A 17,991-nucleotide genomic window follows, 5' to 3' on the forward strand; every position below is an offset into this window, starting at 1 on the left:
CACGTCGGGGCATCCGTGCCGGGGTGCGCCGGTCAGGCGGTCGGCACCGCCGGAGCCGCGTACTGCTCGCGCAGGAACGCGACGATCTCGCCGAGTTCGGCCTGCGAGATGGAATGGCCCATTCCCTCGTAGATGCCCTCGGTGAGTGTGGAGTGCGCCGGCAGCCAGGCTTGGGTGCGGGCGACAGCGCCCTCGGGGATCACCGGGTCCAGAGTGCCGCGGCCCCAGAACACCGGCGGCGCGAGCTCTTTGAGCCGTGCGTCGCCCGGATGCGTGCCGCTGCCGATGAACCCGGACAACTGCACCGCGAACGCGAACCGTTCCGGCGCGTGCCGCATCAGCTGCAGCGTCATGGCGCCGCCCTGCGAGAAGCCGAGCAGGCCGATGGACGTGGGCTGCTCGGGGAGGGCGTCGAGCCACTCGATGATGCCGAGCGCTGCCGCGTCGAGAGCGTCACCGACGGGATCGCCGGGCACCCCGATGGGAAACCACGACCAACCCTGACCGGCCGGCAGTGGCGCCCGCAGCGCCGCGATCGTCGGCTGCAGCGGCAGGTGCGGGGCCAGCGCGAACAGATCGCCCTCGGTCGACCCATAGCCGTGCAGCACCAGCAGCAGCGGGCGCCCCACCCGGTCGGGTGCGGCGGCCGACCACAGCACGGCGGCCGGATCGATCGGCTCGGGGCGGATGCTGGTGGCCATGTGTCGGTTCCTCACGTCGGTGTCGACGCAGGTACAGCGCCGACTCCCTCAATCCTTCCACGCCCGCCCGAGACCCGCGGGGTCTCGCGAACTAAGACCTAAGGCCCACGAAAGTGCCTTTTCTCACAGCTCGGGGGGGTCGGGGCGGGCGGACTCGCGGACCCCGGTGGTGCATCCGCGGCTCTCGTGAGTGAGAATGAACTATGAGCGTGCGCACCCCTGACCCCGATCCGGACTGGACGCCTGGCGGGGATGACGCACCGCCGCCCAACTCGAACCCGGGTTGGCTGAGCGATGTCGAGCTCGCCGAGATCCGCCAGCGGCTGCCGCTGCTGTACGTCGAGGCCGTGCCCGTGCGCGTCGACGGTCTGGGCCAGGTCGTCGAGGTCGGTGTGCTGCTGCGCGCCACCCCCGAGGGCAAAATGACCCGCACCCTGGTCTCCGGCCGGGTGCTCTACGGCGAGACCCTGCGCGACGCCCTGTTCCGGCACCTCGAGAAGGACCTCGGCCCGATGGCGTTCCCGCAGCTGCCGCCGAGCCCGGTGCCGTACTCGGTTGCCGAGTACTTCCCGATGCCCGGCATCACCGCGTTCACGGATGACCGCCAGCACGCCGTGTCGCTGGCCTACGTCGTGCCCGTCACCGGCACCTGCGACCCCCGCCAGGATGCCCTCGAGCTCACCTGGATGACCCCGGAGGAGGCGGCCACCGACGCCGTCTCGGCCGAGATGGAAGGCGGCCGCGGCGGCCTCCTGCGCATGGCCCTGGCCTCGGTCGGCGCCCTGCGCTGACCCCTGCATCCGCGAACTGTGACCTAAGCACCTTCGCGGGCGAGTTTTTGGGCTTTTCTCTCAGTTCGCGAGGGGGGAGAGGCCCAGGGTGTCGAGGAACAGGCGGGCAAAGCGTGGGGCGTCCACGTCCAGGGCGACCTCCACGACCTCCCAGGTGCCCGCGGTGCCGTGCAGGATGTCTTCGCCCACCCGGCGACGCTGGTCCACGATGGTCTGGCCGCGACCGTACCCGGTGAGCTCCACCCGCACGGGCAACAGTCGGGTGGTCAGCGCATCCGGGTCGACGAGCGCGCAAAGCGCCCCGGCGTCACCGATCAGCCCGGTGTACTCGGCCGCGCTGTTCTCGCTGCGGGCGACCCGGTTCGCCAGCAGCGCTCCGACCACCCGCCCGTAGCCGGAGTCGCCGCTCTCCAGCGCGGTGGCCAGGTCGCGGTCAACGCTCACCTGGTTGAAGACGTCCAGCCCGTACATGAAGGTGGGGATGCCCGCGTCGAGTACGATCGCCGCCGCCTCGGGGTCGTGCCACACGTTGAACTCGGCCACGGCAGTGGCGTTGCCCACGCTGGCCGAGCCGCCCATGAACACGATCCGTTCGATGTTCTCGGCCAGGTCGGGGTACTGGCGCAGCAGCAGCGCGAGGTTGGTCTGCGGGGCCAGTGCCACCACGGTCACCGGGCGGGGGCTGTCGGTGATGAGCCGGCGCATCAGCTCGACGGCGTTGACCGGCGCCGGCGTGCGCTCGCCCGGCGGCAGGTGCACGGTGCCCAGACCGCCCTCGCCGTGCACGTGCGACGCGCTGCGGGCCGGCGAGATCAACGGACGGCGGGCGCCGGCCGCGACCGGGATGTCGGGAGCTCCGGCGACATCGAGGATCCGCAGGGTGTTCTCCACGACCCGCTCGAGTGAGGCGTTGCCGGCGACACAGCTGATGCCGAGCACCTCGATGTCGGGGTGGGCGACGGCGAAGAGGATGGCGAGGGCATCATCGACGCCGGTGTCGACGTCGAGGATCACAGGAATCGTAGGCATCCCCTGATTTTACGGTGCCGGGCGTGGCTGGTGGGCGCGCGAAAGCCCGACCCCGCTGGGCGGGATCGGGCTCGGCTCAGGGCCTGGGTGGCCGGCTGCTAACGCTCGAGGCGCACCTCACGGAATGGTTCGCCCAGCACCTCTTCGGTGCGCTCCTGGCCGTCGGGCAGGTAGCCGTTACGGGCGTAGAAGCGGTGCGCGCGGGGGTTGTCCGCGGCGACCCAGAGGTAGGTGGGGCCGGGATCGACGACGGCGTCGAAGAGGGCCTGGCCGATGCCGGTGCCCTGGTGGGCCTGCAGCAGGTAGACGAAGTAGAGCTCGTGCTCGGTGGGCTTGCCGGCGTCGCGGCCAGGGCCGCTGCCGGCGAAACCGACGATCTCGCCGTCGAGTTCAGCCACGACGTGGCGGTAGCCGGGGCCCTGCACCGAGAAGCGGCGCCACATTTGGGCAAGGCGTTCCGGGTGCAGCTGCGACAGTGCAGCCTGGCTGAGGATGTGGTCATAGGATTCGTGCCAGCAAGCCGCGTGGACGCGGCCCAGGCTGTCGGCATCCGTCTCGGTGACGGGCCGAACAACAACGGTGGTGTTCATACTTCGACCCTAACCCCGGCCACCGACCCCGCCGAACCATCCAGCCGCCGGCCCCGCCCTGCCCCTCGCCGGCCCGGCCCGAGCACTACTCCTGCACTTTCAAGGGATGCGCCGGTGGCACCCCAGAATCACGCGGCGGAACCCCGGCCGGGCAGAGCTCTGCAGGAGTTATGCAGCCAGGGCCGGGGAACGACGAACGGGCCGGCCCCGTGAGGAGCCGGCCCGTTCGGGTCGTACAAGCAGTACGGGCTGACTAGCCCTGCGCGCGGCGCGGAGCCGAGCGACGGGCGCCGCCGCCGGTGGAACCGGAGCCGCGCACCAGTCCGCCGACCTGAAGGCCACCGGAGCGGCCGGAGCCGCCGGTGCCCGAACCTGAACCACCCGTGCGGGGAGCGTGGCTGCGGCCGGAGGAGGCCGGACGCTCGGTGCGGTCGCGACGGGCGCCACCGGCGGCGACGGCATCGCCGCTGCGGCCGCTGCGGCCACCGGCGTCGCGTGAACCGCGGCCGCCGTTGTCGCGCTCGTCACGGTTGACGCGCTTGCGCTGGGCGTTGGCGCCCTGCGAGCGGCCGCCCTGCGACTGGCCGTGCGGCTGCTCGACACGCGGCACCGGCTTGACGTACGCGGCCACGTCACCGGTGAGGGCGACAACGGCGGGCGACGACGCGTTCACGCGCTGCGGGGTCACCGTGATGGCGGCCTTGCGCAGCAGCTGGTCGGTGTCGCGCTTCTGCGCGGGCAGCACGATGGTGACGACGTCACCGGCGCTGCCGGCGCGGGCGGTACGGCCCGAGCGGTGCAGGTACGCCTTGTGCTCTGCGGGCGGGTCGACGTGGATGACGAGTTCGATGTCGTCAACGTGCACGCCTCGGGCGGCCACGTCGGTGGCGACGAGAACCTTCACGTCGCCGGCGCTGAACGCGGCGAGGTTGCGGTCACGGGCCACCTGCGACAGGTTGCCGTGCAGGTCGACGGAGGGGATGCCCGCATCCGTCAGCGCCTTGGCCAGCTTCTTGGCGTGGTGCTTGGTGCGCATGAAGAGGATGCGGCGACCGCTGCCCGAAGCGAGCTTCTCGATGAGCTCCTTCTTGCTGTCGGCGCCATCGACCTCGAACACGTGGTGGGTCATCGCGGAGACGTGGCTGGTGGCCTCGTCGACGGAGTGCAGAACCTCGTTGTGCAGGAACCGGCGCACGATCTTGTCCACGCCGTTGTCGAGCGTGGCCGAGAACAGCAGGCGCTGGCCGCTGGACGGGGTCTTGTCCAGGATGCGCGTGACGACGGGCAGGAAGCCCAGGTCGGCCATGTGGTCGGCCTCGTCGAGCACGGTGATCTCAACGGAGTCGAGGTTCACGAAGCCCTGCTTCATGAGGTCCTCGAGGCGGCCGGGGCAGGCCACGACGATGTCGACGCCGGCCTTGAGCGCGGCGACCTGACGGTTCTGCGAGACGCCGCCGAAGATGGTGGTGGTGTTCAGGCCGTAGGCCTCGGCGAGGGGGGTGAGCGCCGCGGTGATCTGGGTGGCCAGCTCGCGGGTCGGCGCGAGGATCAGGCCGAGCGGGCGGCCCGGGCGGCGCTTGCCGCCGGCGAGCTTGCCGCCGAGGCGGGACACCATCGGGATGGAGAAGGCCAGGGTCTTGCCGGAGCCGGTCTTACCGCGGCCGAGGACGTCGCGGCCCTTGAGGGTGTCGGGCAGGGTGTCGACCTGGATCGGGAACGGGCTGTCGATGCCCTGCGAGGTGAGCACGGCAACGAGGGGAGCGGGCACGCCAAGCGCGCCAAAGGAAGTTTCAGACAAAGTGGTGCCTTTCGGGGCATCAGTCTCCTCGCTCGAACCGGTGACGCACAGAGCGACGGCCGGAGCCAGGAGGATTCACATGGCGAAGGTGCCGATGGGCACATCCGTTCGCCGTAAGAAAGTTTCATTCGGAAATCGAGAGGGCCGCCAGCAACGAGTCATACTCGGGCGAGGCGGCCGTCGATAAGAAGAGGGCGTTCTACGACGCAGTGAGCGCAACTACGCACTCACAAGTACCCCTACTCTAGCGGATGCTGTCAAGCGCGCAGCCAGAATCCCGCCGTATCAGGGGCTGGCCGGGACTTTCGACTCTAGTCTCTGGGCAGGTACAGTTCGCCGACCGGCACCTCGGCGGTGACGATGTTGCCGGCCTGCGGCAACGGGCAGGCCCACATCGGGTCGTACGCGCAGGACGGGTTGTACGCGAAGTTGAAGTCCAGGATCAGGCTGTCGTCGCCGGTGCCCGGGCCGAGGTCGGCGCCCTTGATGGTGTCCAGCAGGTAGCGGCCGCCGCCGTAGGTGCCGCCGGACTTACCCGCGAGGGCGTCCTTGAGCGGCAGGAACAGGCCGCCGCCGTAGCTGGCGAGCCGCCAGAGGTCGAGGGAGCCGATGTAGGGCAGCCGCACGGAGCCGACCAGGTCGAACGGCACGACACCGTCGGTGCCGGTCTCCACCGTGATGCGCAGCGGCTCCGCTGCCCGGTGCACCTCCACCTCGAAGCGCCAGTCCGGGTCGTAAGCTGCGACGGTGAGCCCGGTGAATGCGGCCCTGTCGTCCGGCAGCAGCGGCGACGCCGGATGCCCGGCGAAGAGTTCATCGCGCCCGGAGCGCCAGAGTTCGTGGCCGGCGGCCGGCTTGCGAGCGCTCAGCTGCCGCACCCCGCCGTAAAGCCCGAACACGCGGCGGCGCCAGTCGGCGATCTGCAGGGCTCCGATGCTTGTGCTCATACCGTCAGGCTAACCCGTCGTTCCCGTCAGGGCCCTCGGCCGCGCCCGAGGCCACGAATGCGGGATCGTCGGCGCCCAGGTCGTACTGCCAGGTGGGCGCCAGGGCCTTGAGTCGACGCATCCGCAGCTGCCAGAACGCCCAGAGGCCGGGCCACACCGCCAGAGTGGCCGGACCGGCGGAGAAGATCAGCTGGTCGCGGTAGAGGGTCTTGCCGGTGCCGGCCGGGTCGGGGGAGATGGCCATGCGGTGGTCCCAGTGCGTGAGCGTCTTCATCGCGCCGGAGACGCCGTTGCCGGTGTCGTGCACGATGCGCACGCCGTCCGGGGTGGTGCGCATCTCCAGCCGGATCATCTGCTCGCCCAGCGGCACCAGGCCCAGACCGCTCATGGTCACCGGGTGCTCTCCCGGCGTCCAGCGGGTGGGGAAGCCTTCCGTTTCGAGGGAGGCGATGCTCATCAGCGGGCCGCTGACCTCGCGGAACACCGTGGGGCTCGCCAGGGCCCGCCAGGCGGCATCCGGGGTGCAGTCGAGGATCTCTTTCAGCAGTACGCGCATGCTCTCAGTCTGTGCTGTCAGAGCGATGCAGTACAACTGGTACGTGGCGATTCGGTACTGGCTCGGGGTGGTGCAGCAGGAGTATGTGCTGCGGAGCGTCGCCATGGGCCTGGCCCAGATGAACTTTGCCGCCCGCGAGATCCTCGAAAGCATGAACGAATCCGATGGGCTGGTCTACTACTCGCCCAAGACCGAATTCGAGGGGGAGCGACTGCGGCAGTTCACGGCGATCGGCTATGTCAGCGACAACGTGGTGGTGCAGGTGGGTGACTCCGGCAGCGAGTACCGGCCCTGGCGGCGACGGGTGCAGTACGACCCGGCCGCCGAGCCCGCGTCGATCCGGCCGCTGCTGAAGGTGCTCGACCTCACCCGCGACGACCCCGACTGGGGCCGGCAGTTGCGCCGAGGGCTGCTGGAGATCAGCCGGCACGACTTCGAGCTGATCCGGGCGCAGATGCGCCGGCCCAGCGCCGACGACCGCCGCCGCTAGCCGCGCGGCCTCGCCGCCCGCCCGTGCCTCGCGCCCGTGAGGCTTCGTTGCACCTCGTATGGCTGGCCGCGCCCGCTATAGCGGGCGCGCTGGGCCGCAGGAGGTGCAGTGAGCAGCTCGGGGTGGTCTCGGGGTGGTCCCGCTCCCTCCGGGCGCCGTCCGAAACGCGCCCGGGACCGGCCTGCCACCAGCCATTCCACCAGCTTCGCTCAATAGGATGGCCGCATGACTGATGCTTTGTGGTGGCTCCCGTCCGTCATCGTCCTCGGCGTGGTCGTGGGCGTCATCTGGCTGTTCGTGTCGGCGTCCCGGCGCAAGGCCCGCGGCATCCGTGCGGCCGAGATCGCCGAGATCGCCGAACGAGAGCGCGCCGCGGCGATCAGCCTGGTGCGGGCGGATGACCTCATCGAGGCCGCCACCGATGAGCTCGGTTTCGCGATCGCCCAGTTCGGTGAACGAGCCACAGCCGACTTCGCCGACGCCCTCACCGCGTCCAGGCGCCAGCTGCGCGAGGCCTTCGCGCTGAAACACCAGCTCGACGACAGCGACCCGGACACCGACGCGCAGGTCCGCCAGTGGACCGAGAAGATCACCCGTCTCGCCGACGAGGCCACCGCCCGCCTCGACGCGCAGACGCGCGATTTTGATACCAAACGGGTCGTCGAGCAGAACGCTCCGCTGCAACTCGAGCGGCTGCGACGCCGCCTCGACCGCGCGAACGACCGGCTGGCCGGCGGCGCCGCCACCCTCAACCGGCTCGCCACCAGCTACTCCGCGTCGGCGCTCGCCTCGATCAGCGGCAATGTCGAGCGCGCCCGTGCCGCCATTGATGTGGGCCTCAGGGCCGCGGATGCCGCCGACGCGCGCCTGGCGGCCGGGGCCACGGAACCGGTCGGCGAGCAGGTCAGCGCCGCCGAGCACGCCCTGTTCACCGCCTCGGCGCTGCTGGACGCCATTGAAACCGGTGAGGACGAGCTGCACGTGGGTTTCGCCAGCCTGGGCACGGCCCTCGCCGTGGCCGAGACCGAACTCGCCGAGGCGCGCGCGCTGCGCGACCGGCACGAGGAGTCCGACGCCAGCGCCGACCTCAACCGGGTGATCGCCGCCGCGGATGCGGTCGTGGCTGAGCTGCGCCGTCCCGGCCGGGTGAGCGACCCGTCCGCCGACCTCGCCCGGCTGCGCGAGGCCCTCGACGGCCTCGACGTCACCCGCTCCGAGGCCCGCAACCGGCAGCTGCGCCGCGACAACGCCCGCGAGGCCTACGTGGGCGCCCGGCTGGCCGCTCGCAGTCAAATCGGCATCACCCGCGACTTCATCACCGCCAACCGCGCCCGGGTCGGCGCCGGCGCCCGCACCCGTCTGGCCGAGGCCGAACGCCAGCTCGCCCTCGCCGAGGCCGAGGCCGACCCGGTGACCGCGCTCGACGCCGCCCGCCGGGCCATGACCCACGCCACCGACGCCGACGCCCTCGCGCACTACGACGCCCGCTAGCTCGCCGAGTTGCCCGCCTTCGGAGTGGTTCTGCCCGCCGACAGTGTCGTCCGGTGACGAGAATCCCGGCCGGGAGAGCACCGCGCCCGGTACTCTGAACCGGTGAGCGACGCCGAGCCCCAGATCAAGTACCAGGTCCGATTCGACTGGGGCGTCGCCGGCTTCCAGGCCCTCGCCGCCGAGGCCGACGTGGTCGTGCTCGCCGATGCCCTGCCGGCCGTGGATGTCGCGCGCGGCTTCCCCACGCCGCTCGGCGCACACACCGTGATCGCGGCCGACCTCGCCACGAGCACCCTCGTGGCCGACTGGGCGCTGGCCCGCCAGACCGAGAAGGGTGACCGTTTCTCGGTGGCGGTCGTCGCGGTGGGGGAGCGCCGTGCCGACGGCACCATCCGCTTCGCCATGGAGGACCTGCTCGTGGCCGGCGCCGTGATCGATGCCCTTGCCGAACGGGGCATCGACCACTGCTCACCCGAAGCCGCCGCCGCTGCCGCGAGCTTCGGGGGCCTCAAGCGTGCCGTGAAGCACCTCGTGAAGGCCTCCGAAACCGGTCAGGCCCTCGCTGAAACCGGCCGGACCGCAGCGGTCGCCGCCGCACTGGCCCCGGCCACGGATGCCGCGGTCGCTGTCGTCACCGACTTCACCTTCCCCGCCTGAGAGCAGCTACTGGCGCTCCGGAGCCGCGACGGCCAGCGGAGTCAGGGTCAGTGACCTGACCACCGTGCTGCCGTCAACGGATTCCACGCGAAGGCCGTTGGCGCCCGGCTCCCCGAAAGCCAGCGAGCTGAGGGTCTGCCGGCCGCCGTCGGCGAACACTTCCACGGAGGAATAGTCGACGAAGATGTCGAGGTCCACGGCGCCATCTCGCAGTGGGCTGGACACCCCGCGGACCGCCCGGTACAGCTCCGGCATGGTGGCTGCGGCCGCATCGGCATCCCGGGCGATGAACACGTTCTGCAGCGCGAAGTCATAGCCGACGGTGACAAAATGGCCGCCGCCGTCCTTGATCTTCAACCGCACTTCCCGCGCCGGGCCGGCCTCGTCGGGCGACAGGGTCACCTGCAGCCGATAGGAACCGGTCCCGGGCTGCGGCAGAGTATCCGAGTCGCCGGGCGGCAGCACAGTCGTTTCGGCGGTTATCGCCTCCCCGCCGAGTTCGGAAAGAGCATCAACCGGTTGCGAAACGAGGGTCGCGGCACCGTCGAGGTCCACCAGCCGGATGCTGCGCACAATCGAGAACATCCCGCCCTGCCAGTCCGTCGTGGGCAGGTCGCCGGCGTACCCCCAGTTGTTCAGCCAGCCGATCGCGTAACGGCTGGCCAGTCTCTCCTCGGCGCTTTCGCGGGGGTCGTCCCAGGTCACCGCGGCATAGAAGTCCGCCCCGTCATCCAGCCAGCCCGGAGCCTCGCTGTCGGGCGTGAACGATGTGCCGTTCCAGTCTCCCGTCCAGTAGGCCAAACCGGTGGTTTTGTCGTACTTCGAGCCGTGGGCGCTGGCGGCCAGCACCCAGCGGGTGTTCGCTGGGTCCCCGTCCACGGACATCTGGAACAGGTCGGGGCACTCCAGTGTGCCCAGGTCGTCCCGCTCGAAACTCGATACGTAGGTCCACTCGGTGAGATCCGGCGAGGTGTAGAAGCCGACCTTGGCTCCCTCGGCGAGCACCATGACCCAGACCTGACCGGCGGCATCCCAGATCACCTTCGGGTCGCGAAAATCCGTCGTCCCAGGGTTCTCCATCACGGGGTTCGCCTCGTACGAGGTGAAGGTGTACCCGTCGTCCGTCGAATAGAACAGGGACTGGCGCTGGATGCCGTCGGCCTGTTGGGTCATGATCGCGATGACCGCTCCGGCGCCGAAACCGGCGGTGTTGTCGACGTCGATGACCGTGCTTCCGGTCTCGATGTCACCGAGGCCGTTGCCGTATTTCTCGATCGCCACGCCCTCGTCCTTCCAGTGCACGAGGTCAGTGGAGGTGACGTGGTACCACTCGGTGCCGTTCCCGTTGGGGTAGTCGGCGTTGTAGAGGTAGTAGTAATGCCACACATCGTCAAGGAGGAACGGGCGTTGCGGGTCGTTCATCCAGTTGTGCGCAGGCGTGAGGTGCAACGCCGGGCGGTAGTCGGACCAGTCAGTCGGTCGCTCGAATTGCCGGGCGTCGGTGGGCTGAGGCGCGGGCGTCTGCGACGACGTGACGGGTGGCTGCGCGGTAGGCCGCGCCAGCAGCGCCCACGTTAGGGCGCCGGCCACCGCGAGGACCACGACGGAGGCGATCACGATGAGGCGGGCACGCCGCTTCTTCCCAGCGTTCTTTCCCGTCGGGGTCCCGGCAGTGGCCGGCGAGCTCTCCATGTCGTCAGCGACGCGACGGGCTGGAGTAGAGCGACTTTGCCGCGAGCAGCAGAGTCGTGTCGAGTTGGCCGTCAAGGGTGTCGGCCACGGCGATCTTCACAGTGACCGGTGTGCCGGGCGTGACTCTCGCGTGGCACTGGAGCGGCTTGGTGAATCCGTTCATTTCCGTGGGCAGGGTGCCCGGCGTGCGGTCGGTGAAGTTGGGCACGTAGTGTTCTGGGTTGGCGGTCGGGTTGATGGTGCTGACTCCGGCGGGTTCCGAGGTGCGGGGAACGGTGGAACACAGCTGGCCGTTCACCCAGATGCCGAGCGCATCGTTGTATCCCTGGGCGGTCCAGTTCGCATACTCTTCGCTGCCGAATCCGTATTCGAGGTAAAGATGCTTGTGCTTGGGCTTCACGGTGAGTGTCAGCACGGCGGCGTCGTAGCTGGAGACTCCCGCTTGCGCGGTGAGGTCAGCATCGCCGGCTCCACCGAAGTCGCCCGTTGTCGTCAGGCTCGTATTGGGTCCGATCAGCGAGGATCTGGTGAAGTCGACGTCGGCATCCGACTGTGGATCCGCGTTGATGAGGCTCCCTGTCGAGAGCGCGACGCCGGACGAATTCCGTTTTTCGAGCATCGGAGCCTTGTACAGTCCGGCCTGCACGTCGACGCCCGAGAACGTGGCGTCCTGCACTCTGAGCCCGCGGCCGGCGAGCGAATCGGCCAATTGCGCTGCAGAGACCTCGCGCAGTGTCGACACTGACACGGACGGGGCGGCGAGAGCGGGAGCGGCCGTCAGCAGTATGGCGGCAACGGCGGCCACGCCGGCGGTAAAGCCCCGTCCTAGGGTGCCCGCGCGCCGTGATGTTTTGGTATCCATGATTCTCCAGGTGTTGGGTCGTCGGGGGACGACCGCGATGGATGGTGCTTCTGGGGAGAGACGCCACCTGAGAGATCTCCGTGGAGGTTACGCCTGTGCCAGAACCACCGTCAAGAGCGCCATTTCGGTGCGAGAGTGCCCTGAGGCACCCCTGCCGCAGTCTCACGCGGATCTCAAGCTTTGATATTCCCTCAACATTGCCGAGGACCCGGACTGGAGTCTTGACTTTTTCTCAAGAACGCTTGACCTTTCGCGATGGGAGGCAGATGGTTGGCCCTGGGGTAAGCGTCATTGAGCGGTCGATCATCCAACTTTGATCGAAAGCGGACATCGTGAAAATTCAATACCGGCCAGCGCGGCGGGCGGCCATTGGCCTGCTCTCCGCCACCATGCTCATCGCGGGCACATTGGCCCTAGGCACACTTCCTGCCCAGGCGGCGGACTTCGTTCCCGTCAACCCGGGCTTTCCCAATCCCACACCGCACAGCCAACAGGCCTATGAGCCTGAGGCGGATTTCACCTCACGCTGGACGCGCGCTGACGCGCGGCAGCTGAAGGCGATGAGTGACCCCAGCGCACCACCGCGGGAGAACTCGATGCCCGAGGAATACACCATGCCGACCATCCCGCAGAGCTTTCCCGACATGAGCGGCGGGCAGGTGTGGGTCTGGGACACCTGGACCCTGACCAACGGTCAAGCCGATCAGCTCAGCTTCAAGGGGTGGGAGGTGATTTTCTCGCTGGTCGCTGATCGCAATCTGGGTTTTGATGAGCGACACACCTACGCCAAGCTCGGCTTCTTCTTCCGCAAGGCGGATGTTCCGATCGAGCAGAGGCCGGAGAACGGCGGTTGGACCTACGGCGGTCTGGTTTTCCCTGACGGCGCCTCCGGGGCGATCTACGAGGACCAGTCGTTCAGCCATCAGACGGAATGGTCCGGTTCCACCCGGATCTTCGCCGGCAACAAGCTGCGTACGTTCTACACGGCGGTCGCCTTCTACCGCGACGCGGCCGGTCAGGACGTGAAGCCGGCCGATCCGCGTATCGTGCAGACCGAGGGTCGGATCTTCGCCGATGACACCGGCGTGTGGCTCACCGGTTTCCGCGACCAGCACCAGCTGCTGGTTCCAGACGGCACCCTGTACCAAACCAAGGACCAGAACTCGTCCGTGAACTTCCGTGACCCGTTCACCTTCGAGGATCCCGCTCACCCCGGCAAGACCTTCATGGTCTTCGAGGGCAACACGGCAGGAGACCGCGAGGCGGTCGAGTGCACGGCAGAGGACCTCGGTTACGATCCCGCCGATCCGCAACGTGAGGTGCCGGTCGGACAGGGGGTTCCGGGCGGTCCGCCGGAGATCGCGTCTGACGCGAACCTGCGGATGGGTAACGTCGGCCTGGCGGTCGCGGACAACAAGGCGCTGACCCAGTGGCACTTCCTGCCACCGATCCTGTCAGCGAATTGCGTGACCGACCAGACGGAACGTCCTCAGATCTACATGAAGGACGGCAAGTACTACATCTTCACGATCAGTCACCGTTCGACGTTCGCGCCGGGCATCGACGGTCCCGAAGGTGTGTACGGCTTCGTCGGTAACGGCGTGCGCAGTGACTTCGAGCCGGTCAACCGGGGTTCGGGTCTTGCCCTGGGCAGCCCGTCCAACCTCAACTACGCGGCCGGGTTCCCCTTCGCGCCCGACTTCAACCAGCACCCGGGGCAGTTCCAGGCGTACTCGCACTACGTCATGCCCGACGGCCTGGTTCAGTCCTTCATCGACACCATCGGAACGTCGGATGACTTCCGTCGAGGCGGAACGCTGGCGCCGACGGTGAGGGTGGACATCAATGGAGCTGAGGTGCTCGTCGACCGCAGCTACGGAACCGACGGGCTGGGCGCATACGCCGACATCCCCGCGAACGAAATCGCGGATGTCCCGGACACGCCCGATCCCCGTCCCATCGGGTAGCACCAGAAGGCGCCCATCCCGGGCGTCGGCTGATTCCTCGATCCCCACCGCGGCTGCTGCGGCGGGGATCGAGGTGTGTCCCGCCTGTGGACGTCAGCGGGCGGCGGCGGCGGCCCGGCGTCGGGCGGCCGGAGTGATCTCGCGCCGGGTCCAGGTGATCACGTGCGCGGCCGTGAAGCCGCGGCCGCACAGCCCGCAGGCCAGCGGACGAGTGGGTTGGCGGTACCGGTAGTGAGTGTGGCCGGCGGAGCAGGTGCCCACCCACGGCGCCAAGTCGTCGGCGATCTCGCCGTCGTGGGTGCGCTTGCCGTCGTAGCCGAGCCCGAGGGCCACGCTCCGCCAGACGGGGCCGTGCCCGGCCCGGGCGCCGGCCAGGGCGTGCGCCACCTCGTGCAGCAGGATCTGGTGGATCTCGTCGTCGCCGTACCGAGCGGCCAGGTACCGGGACACGGTGATCTTCTTGGCGGTAAAGTTGCACAGCCCCGCGCGCTTCTTGGCGTTGTCGAAGTCGAAGGACCAGCTGGGGTCAAGGTGCAGGGTTATCAGCGCGTCCGCCCAGTGGCGCACCCGAACCAGGTCGGCCATCAGGGCCCCACCTGCACCTGGTAAAGACGGTCGTCGCCGGGGGAGGGGGCGCCCCGGCCATCCGTATTGTTGCTCACGAACCACAGTGTGCCATCCGGCCCGGACACCACATCGCGCAGGCGCCCGAAGCTGTTGACAAACCACCCATCGACGGTGCCTGTGGAGGGATCGACGCGCCACAGCCGCTCGCCGCGGAGCGCGGCCAGAAACAGGGTGTCGTTCACCACGGCCAGGCCGCTCGGGCTCGCCTCATCGGTGGACCACTGCTGCACGGGGTCGATGAAGGCGCCACCGCCGCCTGCACCCTCCGCCTCGGGCCAACCGTAGTTGCCGCCGGCGGTGATCAGGTTGAGCTCGTCCCAGGTGTTCTGACCGAATTCGCTGGCCCAGAGCTGCCCGGACGAGTCCCAGGCGAGGCCCTGCGGGTTACGGTGGCCGTACGAGTAGACCAGGCTGCCGAACGGGTTGTCGGCCGGGGCCTGCCCGGTCGGGGTCATGCGCAGGATCTTGCCGCCCAGCGACCCGAGGTCCTGCGCGTTGCCGGACTCGCCCGCGTCGCCGACGGTGGCGTAGAGCAGGCCGTCCGGGCCGAACCCGATGCGCCCGCCGTTGTGGTTGCTTGCCGCGGGGATGCCGCTGAGCACCGACTCCGGCTCGCCGAGACCGAGGCCGCCCGCGGTGCCGGTCAGCGGCATCCGCACGATGCGGTTGTCGGATGCGGCGGTGAAGTACGCGTAGACCCAGCCGGCATCAGGGGTGGTCGGGTCGGCCGCGCCGTCGCCCGCGGCCAGGAACGCCAGCCCGAGCAGCCCGCCCTCGCCCACCGGTTCGACCCCGGCGACGGTCCCGGCGTCCCGCAGGCCACCGTCCGGCAGCAGCTCGCGCAGGAGGGCCGTGTCACGTTCGCTGATCAGGGTGGCGCCGCTGGGCAACCGCAGGATCGACCACGGAGCGTCCAACCCCTCCGCGATCACGACGGGCTCACCCAGCGGACGCACCGGCACGGGCGTCGCGTCCGCCGCCGGGGCGGTCGCCGCCGGAGTGGGCCGCGCCGGCGTGCTGGTGCTGGCGCTGGGCCGGGGAGTGCTCGCCGTGCAGGCGCACAGCAATGTCACCATGCCCGCGGCGACCACGCCGGCCCAAACCCGTCTGTGATGCATATCTCCTGCAGAATGCCACGAAACTCTTGGAATTGGTCAGATCCGTGCCCCGGCACCGGGAGCGGTGCGCGGTGGGGCGTCAGCGCAGGGCGCGGCGCTCGCCGATGAAGGACTCCACGACGGCCACGGCGATCAGGGCGCTCTCCAGCTCATCGGGCGAGGCCCCGGACTTGTCGCGCAGAAACACCGCGGCGGTGAAGTCGGCCAAGGCGCCGTCGAGGTCGTCCTGTTCGAAGTGCACCTTGCCGCGAGTCTCCCGGGCGAACGCGGCGGTGAGGTTCCACTCGTGCGTCTCCGACTCGAGCACGCACTGGGTCAGTTCGGACGCGGCCTCCTCGAGCTTGGCCTGAAACTGCATCACCTGGGCGCGGCGGATGCGGCACAGTACGAAGTCCTGCCGGTCACCGGTGAACCGGGCCTGGCGCAATGCCTGGTTGGCGATCTCGAACGCCTCGTCGAGGCGGTCGAGCAAGCGCAGCAGGGTGACCTTCTCGTTCAGCGCCGAGAGGCTGCGGAGTTGGCCGAGGTCGTCGAGACGTTCTGCGGCGGCAGGAAGGTCGACTTTTTCCCGGAGGGTGACGGCGTCGTAGCCAGTGATGATGGTCAGGATGATGTCCTTGACAGGGCGGCCGTGGGGTGCCGCGGGGAGGTCGGGTTCCCCTCCAGAGTAACCCCGGTGGCGAGGCGCTGACGCCCGATCGGGGGTATGTCCCGAGCTTTCATCTGCGCAAGAGGCATGAGAGATCCTCAGGTTAGGCGTATGGTGTGCCACCAGACGGGCATCGTCGTCAACGCCGACGCCGACTCGCTATCCGGCTTATGTCCCCGTGTTGAGGGGACCACACGAAAGGCCTCTCCAATGCAGATACAGTCTCGCGAGGGCCTAGCCCTGCGAGCGTTGGTCGTCATCATGACCGCCGCCCTCACCATCACCCTCGTCAATGTCGGTGACCCGACACACGCCACCGCAGCACCACAGACACCGAACCTGCCTACCCTGAACATCACCCTCAGCGACCCAGACGCCTCGCGCAACACGCTGAGCTACGTGCACGCATCCAAAGACAATAAGGTCGCGACAACGATGACTGTCGAGGACCCTGCCGGGGTGAACAGCATCTCGGTGCCGGCTCTCGGCGAGATCAAGGGCCGTGGCAACTACACCTGGAACCTGGCCAAAAAGCCGTACCAGATCAAGTTCGAGCAGAACACCGCTGTTCTGGGCATGGCCCCGTCGAAGACGTGGATTCTTCTCGCGAACGCCGCCGATGCGTCGCTGATGCGCAACAAGGCCGCCTTCGAGCTGGCCACGTCAATTGGGCTGGCCTACTCGCCCGAGTCCAGATGGGTCGACCTCCGGGTCAACGGCACCTACCTCGGCAACTATCTGATCAGCGAGAAGACCGAGGTCAAGACGAACCGCGTGGACCTCACTGACCCGACGGGCGTGATGGTCGAGTTGGACAACAACTATGGCCTGGCCGAGCCCTACAACTTCCGAACCGCGACCAGTAGGTCACTGTTCGTCCTGAAGGACTCGAAGGCCGGCGTTCCGGACGGGGGTCCGCTTCCAGCCGAGACCCAGGCCGGCTGGAACGACATCCAGAACACCCTGAACAGGGTGGACGCGATCCTGGCGGCGCCGCAGGTCGACTGGGTGGCGCTGAGCGCCCTGATCGACGTTGACTCGTTCGTCAAGTTCTATTACGTGTTCGAACAGACAGCCAATCCTGAGATCACGCAGTCAAGCGTCTACTTCTACAAAAACGGACCTGCCAGCAAGCTGTTCGCCGGACCGGTGTGGGACTTCGATAGCGCGTTGGGCAACTACGACCGCGCGCTGCATCTCGGCTCGGATCCGCAGGCCGACTACGCGAAGAATGCGCAGATTCTGCGGCAGCAGGGCAACGGCTTCTACTTCGACCTGTTCCGTTCCAAGGAGTTCGTCCAGCGCGCCAACGAGCTGTGGCAAGCGGGTATCTCCCACGAGGTCGGTCTGATGCCGGCCAAGATCACCCGCTGGGAGAGCGAAATCGCGGCCTCCGCCGCTGCGAACTTCGCCGTGTGGCCCATTTTGGGCACGCCGACGCTACTGATCGCCGGTTTCGGCAAGAACTACCACAGCACCTACGCCGGCGAGGTCGGCTACCTCCGCGACTGGCTGGCCACGCGCGCCACGATGCTGATCAAGGAACAGGGCGCCACACCGATGCTCCGGTACAAGGCCCACCTGCAGGACGTCGGCTGGCAGCGCAAAGTGAACACCGGCCAGGTAGGGGGCACCCTTGGCCAGTTCAGGCAGATGGAATCGCTCGTCGTCGAGACGCCGGGATCCCCTGCGGTCGCGAACATCGAGGCCAACGCCCACGTTCAGAACATCGGCTGGATGGGTTGGCGTCCTACCTCCAACATCGGGACGACCGGGCGAGCCCTGCAGATGGAGGGAATCCAGTTCCGCCTGACCGGGGAGCTGGCCTCCCAGTACGACATCTCGTACCGCACCCACGTGCAGGACATCGGCTGGCAGCCGTGGGTGAGCAATGGTGCCTCTGCGGGCACGACCGGTCAGTCCAAGCAAATCGAGGCGATCCAGGTGCGCCTGCTGGCCAAGGCAACGCCCACCCTTCCGGCGCTGCCCTAGGGAGCGACGAAGTGTTGAGCCGAATTGGGGTCTG

17 protein-coding genes are annotated in these 17,991 nt (G+C 68.6%); 6 read left to right on the top strand and 11 right to left on the bottom strand.

The window, feature by feature from the left end:
- Nucleotides 1-32: 32 nt before the first annotated feature.
- A complete protein-coding gene (locus E3T19_RS03815) occupies nucleotides 33-701 on the bottom strand; it encodes an alpha/beta hydrolase (protein ID WP_088457243.1) in 669 nt (222 codons plus the stop codon).
- A gap of 203 nt (nucleotides 702-904) precedes the next feature.
- Here E3T19_RS03815 and E3T19_RS03820 point away from each other — a divergent pair, with 203 nt between their 5' ends.
- On the top strand, nucleotides 905-1,492 hold the full coding sequence (locus E3T19_RS03820) for an NUDIX hydrolase family protein (RefSeq protein WP_088457242.1): 588 nt from the start codon (nucleotides 905-907) through the stop codon (nucleotides 1,490-1,492).
- Nucleotides 1,493-1,552: 60 nt separating this feature from the next.
- Here the strand turns inward: E3T19_RS03820 and E3T19_RS03825 are convergent, their stop codons facing one another.
- From E3T19_RS03825 to E3T19_RS03845, 5 genes are all read right to left on the bottom strand, one after another.
- Nucleotides 1,553-2,521 (bottom strand): nucleoside hydrolase, encoded by a 969-nt coding sequence (locus tag E3T19_RS03825; protein ID WP_134408149.1) that lies wholly within the window; start codon nucleotides 2,519-2,521, stop codon nucleotides 1,553-1,555.
- A 98-nt stretch (nucleotides 2,522-2,619) separates the two neighbouring features.
- Nucleotides 2,620-3,111 (bottom strand): GNAT family N-acetyltransferase, encoded by a 492-nt coding sequence (locus E3T19_RS03830; RefSeq protein ID WP_088457240.1) that lies wholly within the window; start codon nucleotides 3,109-3,111, stop codon nucleotides 2,620-2,622.
- A 253-nt stretch (nucleotides 3,112-3,364) separates the two neighbouring features.
- Nucleotides 3,365-4,909 carry a DEAD/DEAH box helicase gene (locus tag E3T19_RS03835; RefSeq protein WP_134408150.1) on the bottom strand — a complete coding sequence of 515 codons (1,545 nt, stop codon included), beginning with the start codon at nucleotides 4,907-4,909 and terminating at the stop codon, nucleotides 3,365-3,367.
- A 311-nt stretch (nucleotides 4,910-5,220) separates the two neighbouring features.
- A complete protein-coding gene (locus tag E3T19_RS03840; RefSeq protein WP_088457238.1) occupies nucleotides 5,221-5,856 on the bottom strand; it encodes a DUF1684 domain-containing protein in 636 nt (211 codons plus the stop codon).
- A gap of 4 nt (nucleotides 5,857-5,860) precedes the next feature.
- Nucleotides 5,861-6,412, bottom strand: a complete 552-nt coding sequence (locus E3T19_RS03845) for a hypothetical protein (RefSeq protein ID WP_134408151.1) — start codon at nucleotides 6,410-6,412, stop codon at nucleotides 5,861-5,863.
- 43 nt (nucleotides 6,413-6,455) lie between these two features.
- Between E3T19_RS03845 and E3T19_RS03850 the strand changes: the two genes are divergently transcribed.
- The 3 genes from E3T19_RS03850 to E3T19_RS03860 all read left to right on the top strand — a co-directional run bounded on the left by E3T19_RS03850 (nucleotide 6,456) and on the right by E3T19_RS03860 (nucleotide 9,050).
- Nucleotides 6,456-6,902 (top strand): EVE domain-containing protein, encoded by a 447-nt coding sequence (locus tag E3T19_RS03850; RefSeq protein WP_241979989.1) that lies wholly within the window; start codon nucleotides 6,456-6,458, stop codon nucleotides 6,900-6,902.
- A gap of 225 nt (nucleotides 6,903-7,127) precedes the next feature.
- On the top strand, nucleotides 7,128-8,393 hold the full coding sequence (locus E3T19_RS03855; RefSeq protein WP_134408152.1) for a hypothetical protein: 1,266 nt from the start codon (nucleotides 7,128-7,130) through the stop codon (nucleotides 8,391-8,393).
- Nucleotides 8,394-8,495: 102 nt separating this feature from the next.
- Entirely contained in the window at nucleotides 8,496-9,050 is a 555-nt protein-coding gene (locus E3T19_RS03860; RefSeq protein WP_134408153.1) for a 2-phosphosulfolactate phosphatase, read from the top strand.
- 6 nt (nucleotides 9,051-9,056) lie between these two features.
- Here the strand turns inward: E3T19_RS03860 and E3T19_RS03865 are convergent, their stop codons facing one another.
- Complete coding sequence (locus E3T19_RS03865; RefSeq protein WP_134408154.1) at nucleotides 9,057-10,742, bottom strand: glycoside hydrolase family 32 protein; 1,686 nt, start codon at nucleotides 10,740-10,742, stop codon at nucleotides 9,057-9,059.
- A 4-nt stretch (nucleotides 10,743-10,746) separates the two neighbouring features.
- Nucleotides 10,747-11,604, bottom strand: a complete 858-nt coding sequence (locus E3T19_RS03870; RefSeq protein WP_134408155.1) for a choice-of-anchor L domain-containing protein — start codon at nucleotides 11,602-11,604, stop codon at nucleotides 10,747-10,749.
- Nucleotides 11,605-11,993: 389 nt separating this feature from the next.
- Here E3T19_RS03870 and E3T19_RS03875 point away from each other — a divergent pair, with 389 nt between their 5' ends.
- Complete coding sequence (locus tag E3T19_RS03875) at nucleotides 11,994-13,571, top strand: glycoside hydrolase family 68 protein (RefSeq protein ID WP_088458115.1); 1,578 nt, start codon at nucleotides 11,994-11,996, stop codon at nucleotides 13,569-13,571.
- Nucleotides 13,572-13,664: 93 nt separating this feature from the next.
- Here the strand turns inward: E3T19_RS03875 and E3T19_RS03880 are convergent, their stop codons facing one another.
- From E3T19_RS03880 to E3T19_RS03890, 3 genes are all read right to left on the bottom strand, one after another.
- A complete protein-coding gene (locus E3T19_RS03880) occupies nucleotides 13,665-14,156 on the bottom strand; it encodes a SprT-like domain-containing protein (RefSeq protein WP_088457232.1) in 492 nt (163 codons plus the stop codon).
- Nucleotides 14,156-15,316: a sorbosone dehydrogenase family protein gene (locus E3T19_RS03885; protein ID WP_088457231.1), complete on the bottom strand. Its 1,161-nt coding sequence runs from the start codon at nucleotides 15,314-15,316 to the stop codon at nucleotides 14,156-14,158. Before E3T19_RS03885 ends, E3T19_RS03880 begins: the two co-directional genes overlap by 1 nt.
- 79 nt (nucleotides 15,317-15,395) lie before the next feature.
- On the bottom strand, nucleotides 15,396-16,088 hold the full coding sequence (locus tag E3T19_RS03890) for a hypothetical protein (RefSeq protein ID WP_240632265.1): 693 nt from the start codon (nucleotides 16,086-16,088) through the stop codon (nucleotides 15,396-15,398).
- An 87-nt stretch (nucleotides 16,089-16,175) separates the two neighbouring features.
- Here E3T19_RS03890 and E3T19_RS03895 point away from each other — a divergent pair, with 87 nt between their 5' ends.
- Nucleotides 16,176-17,957 (top strand): CotH kinase family protein, encoded by a 1,782-nt coding sequence (locus E3T19_RS03895; protein WP_166788785.1) that lies wholly within the window; start codon nucleotides 16,176-16,178, stop codon nucleotides 17,955-17,957.
- The last annotated feature ends 34 nt before the right edge of the window (nucleotides 17,958-17,991 follow it).

It is taken from the genome of Cryobacterium sp. TMT4-31, assembly GCF_004403385.1.
Classification (GTDB): domain Bacteria; phylum Actinomycetota; class Actinomycetes; order Actinomycetales; family Microbacteriaceae; genus Cryobacterium; species Cryobacterium zongtaii.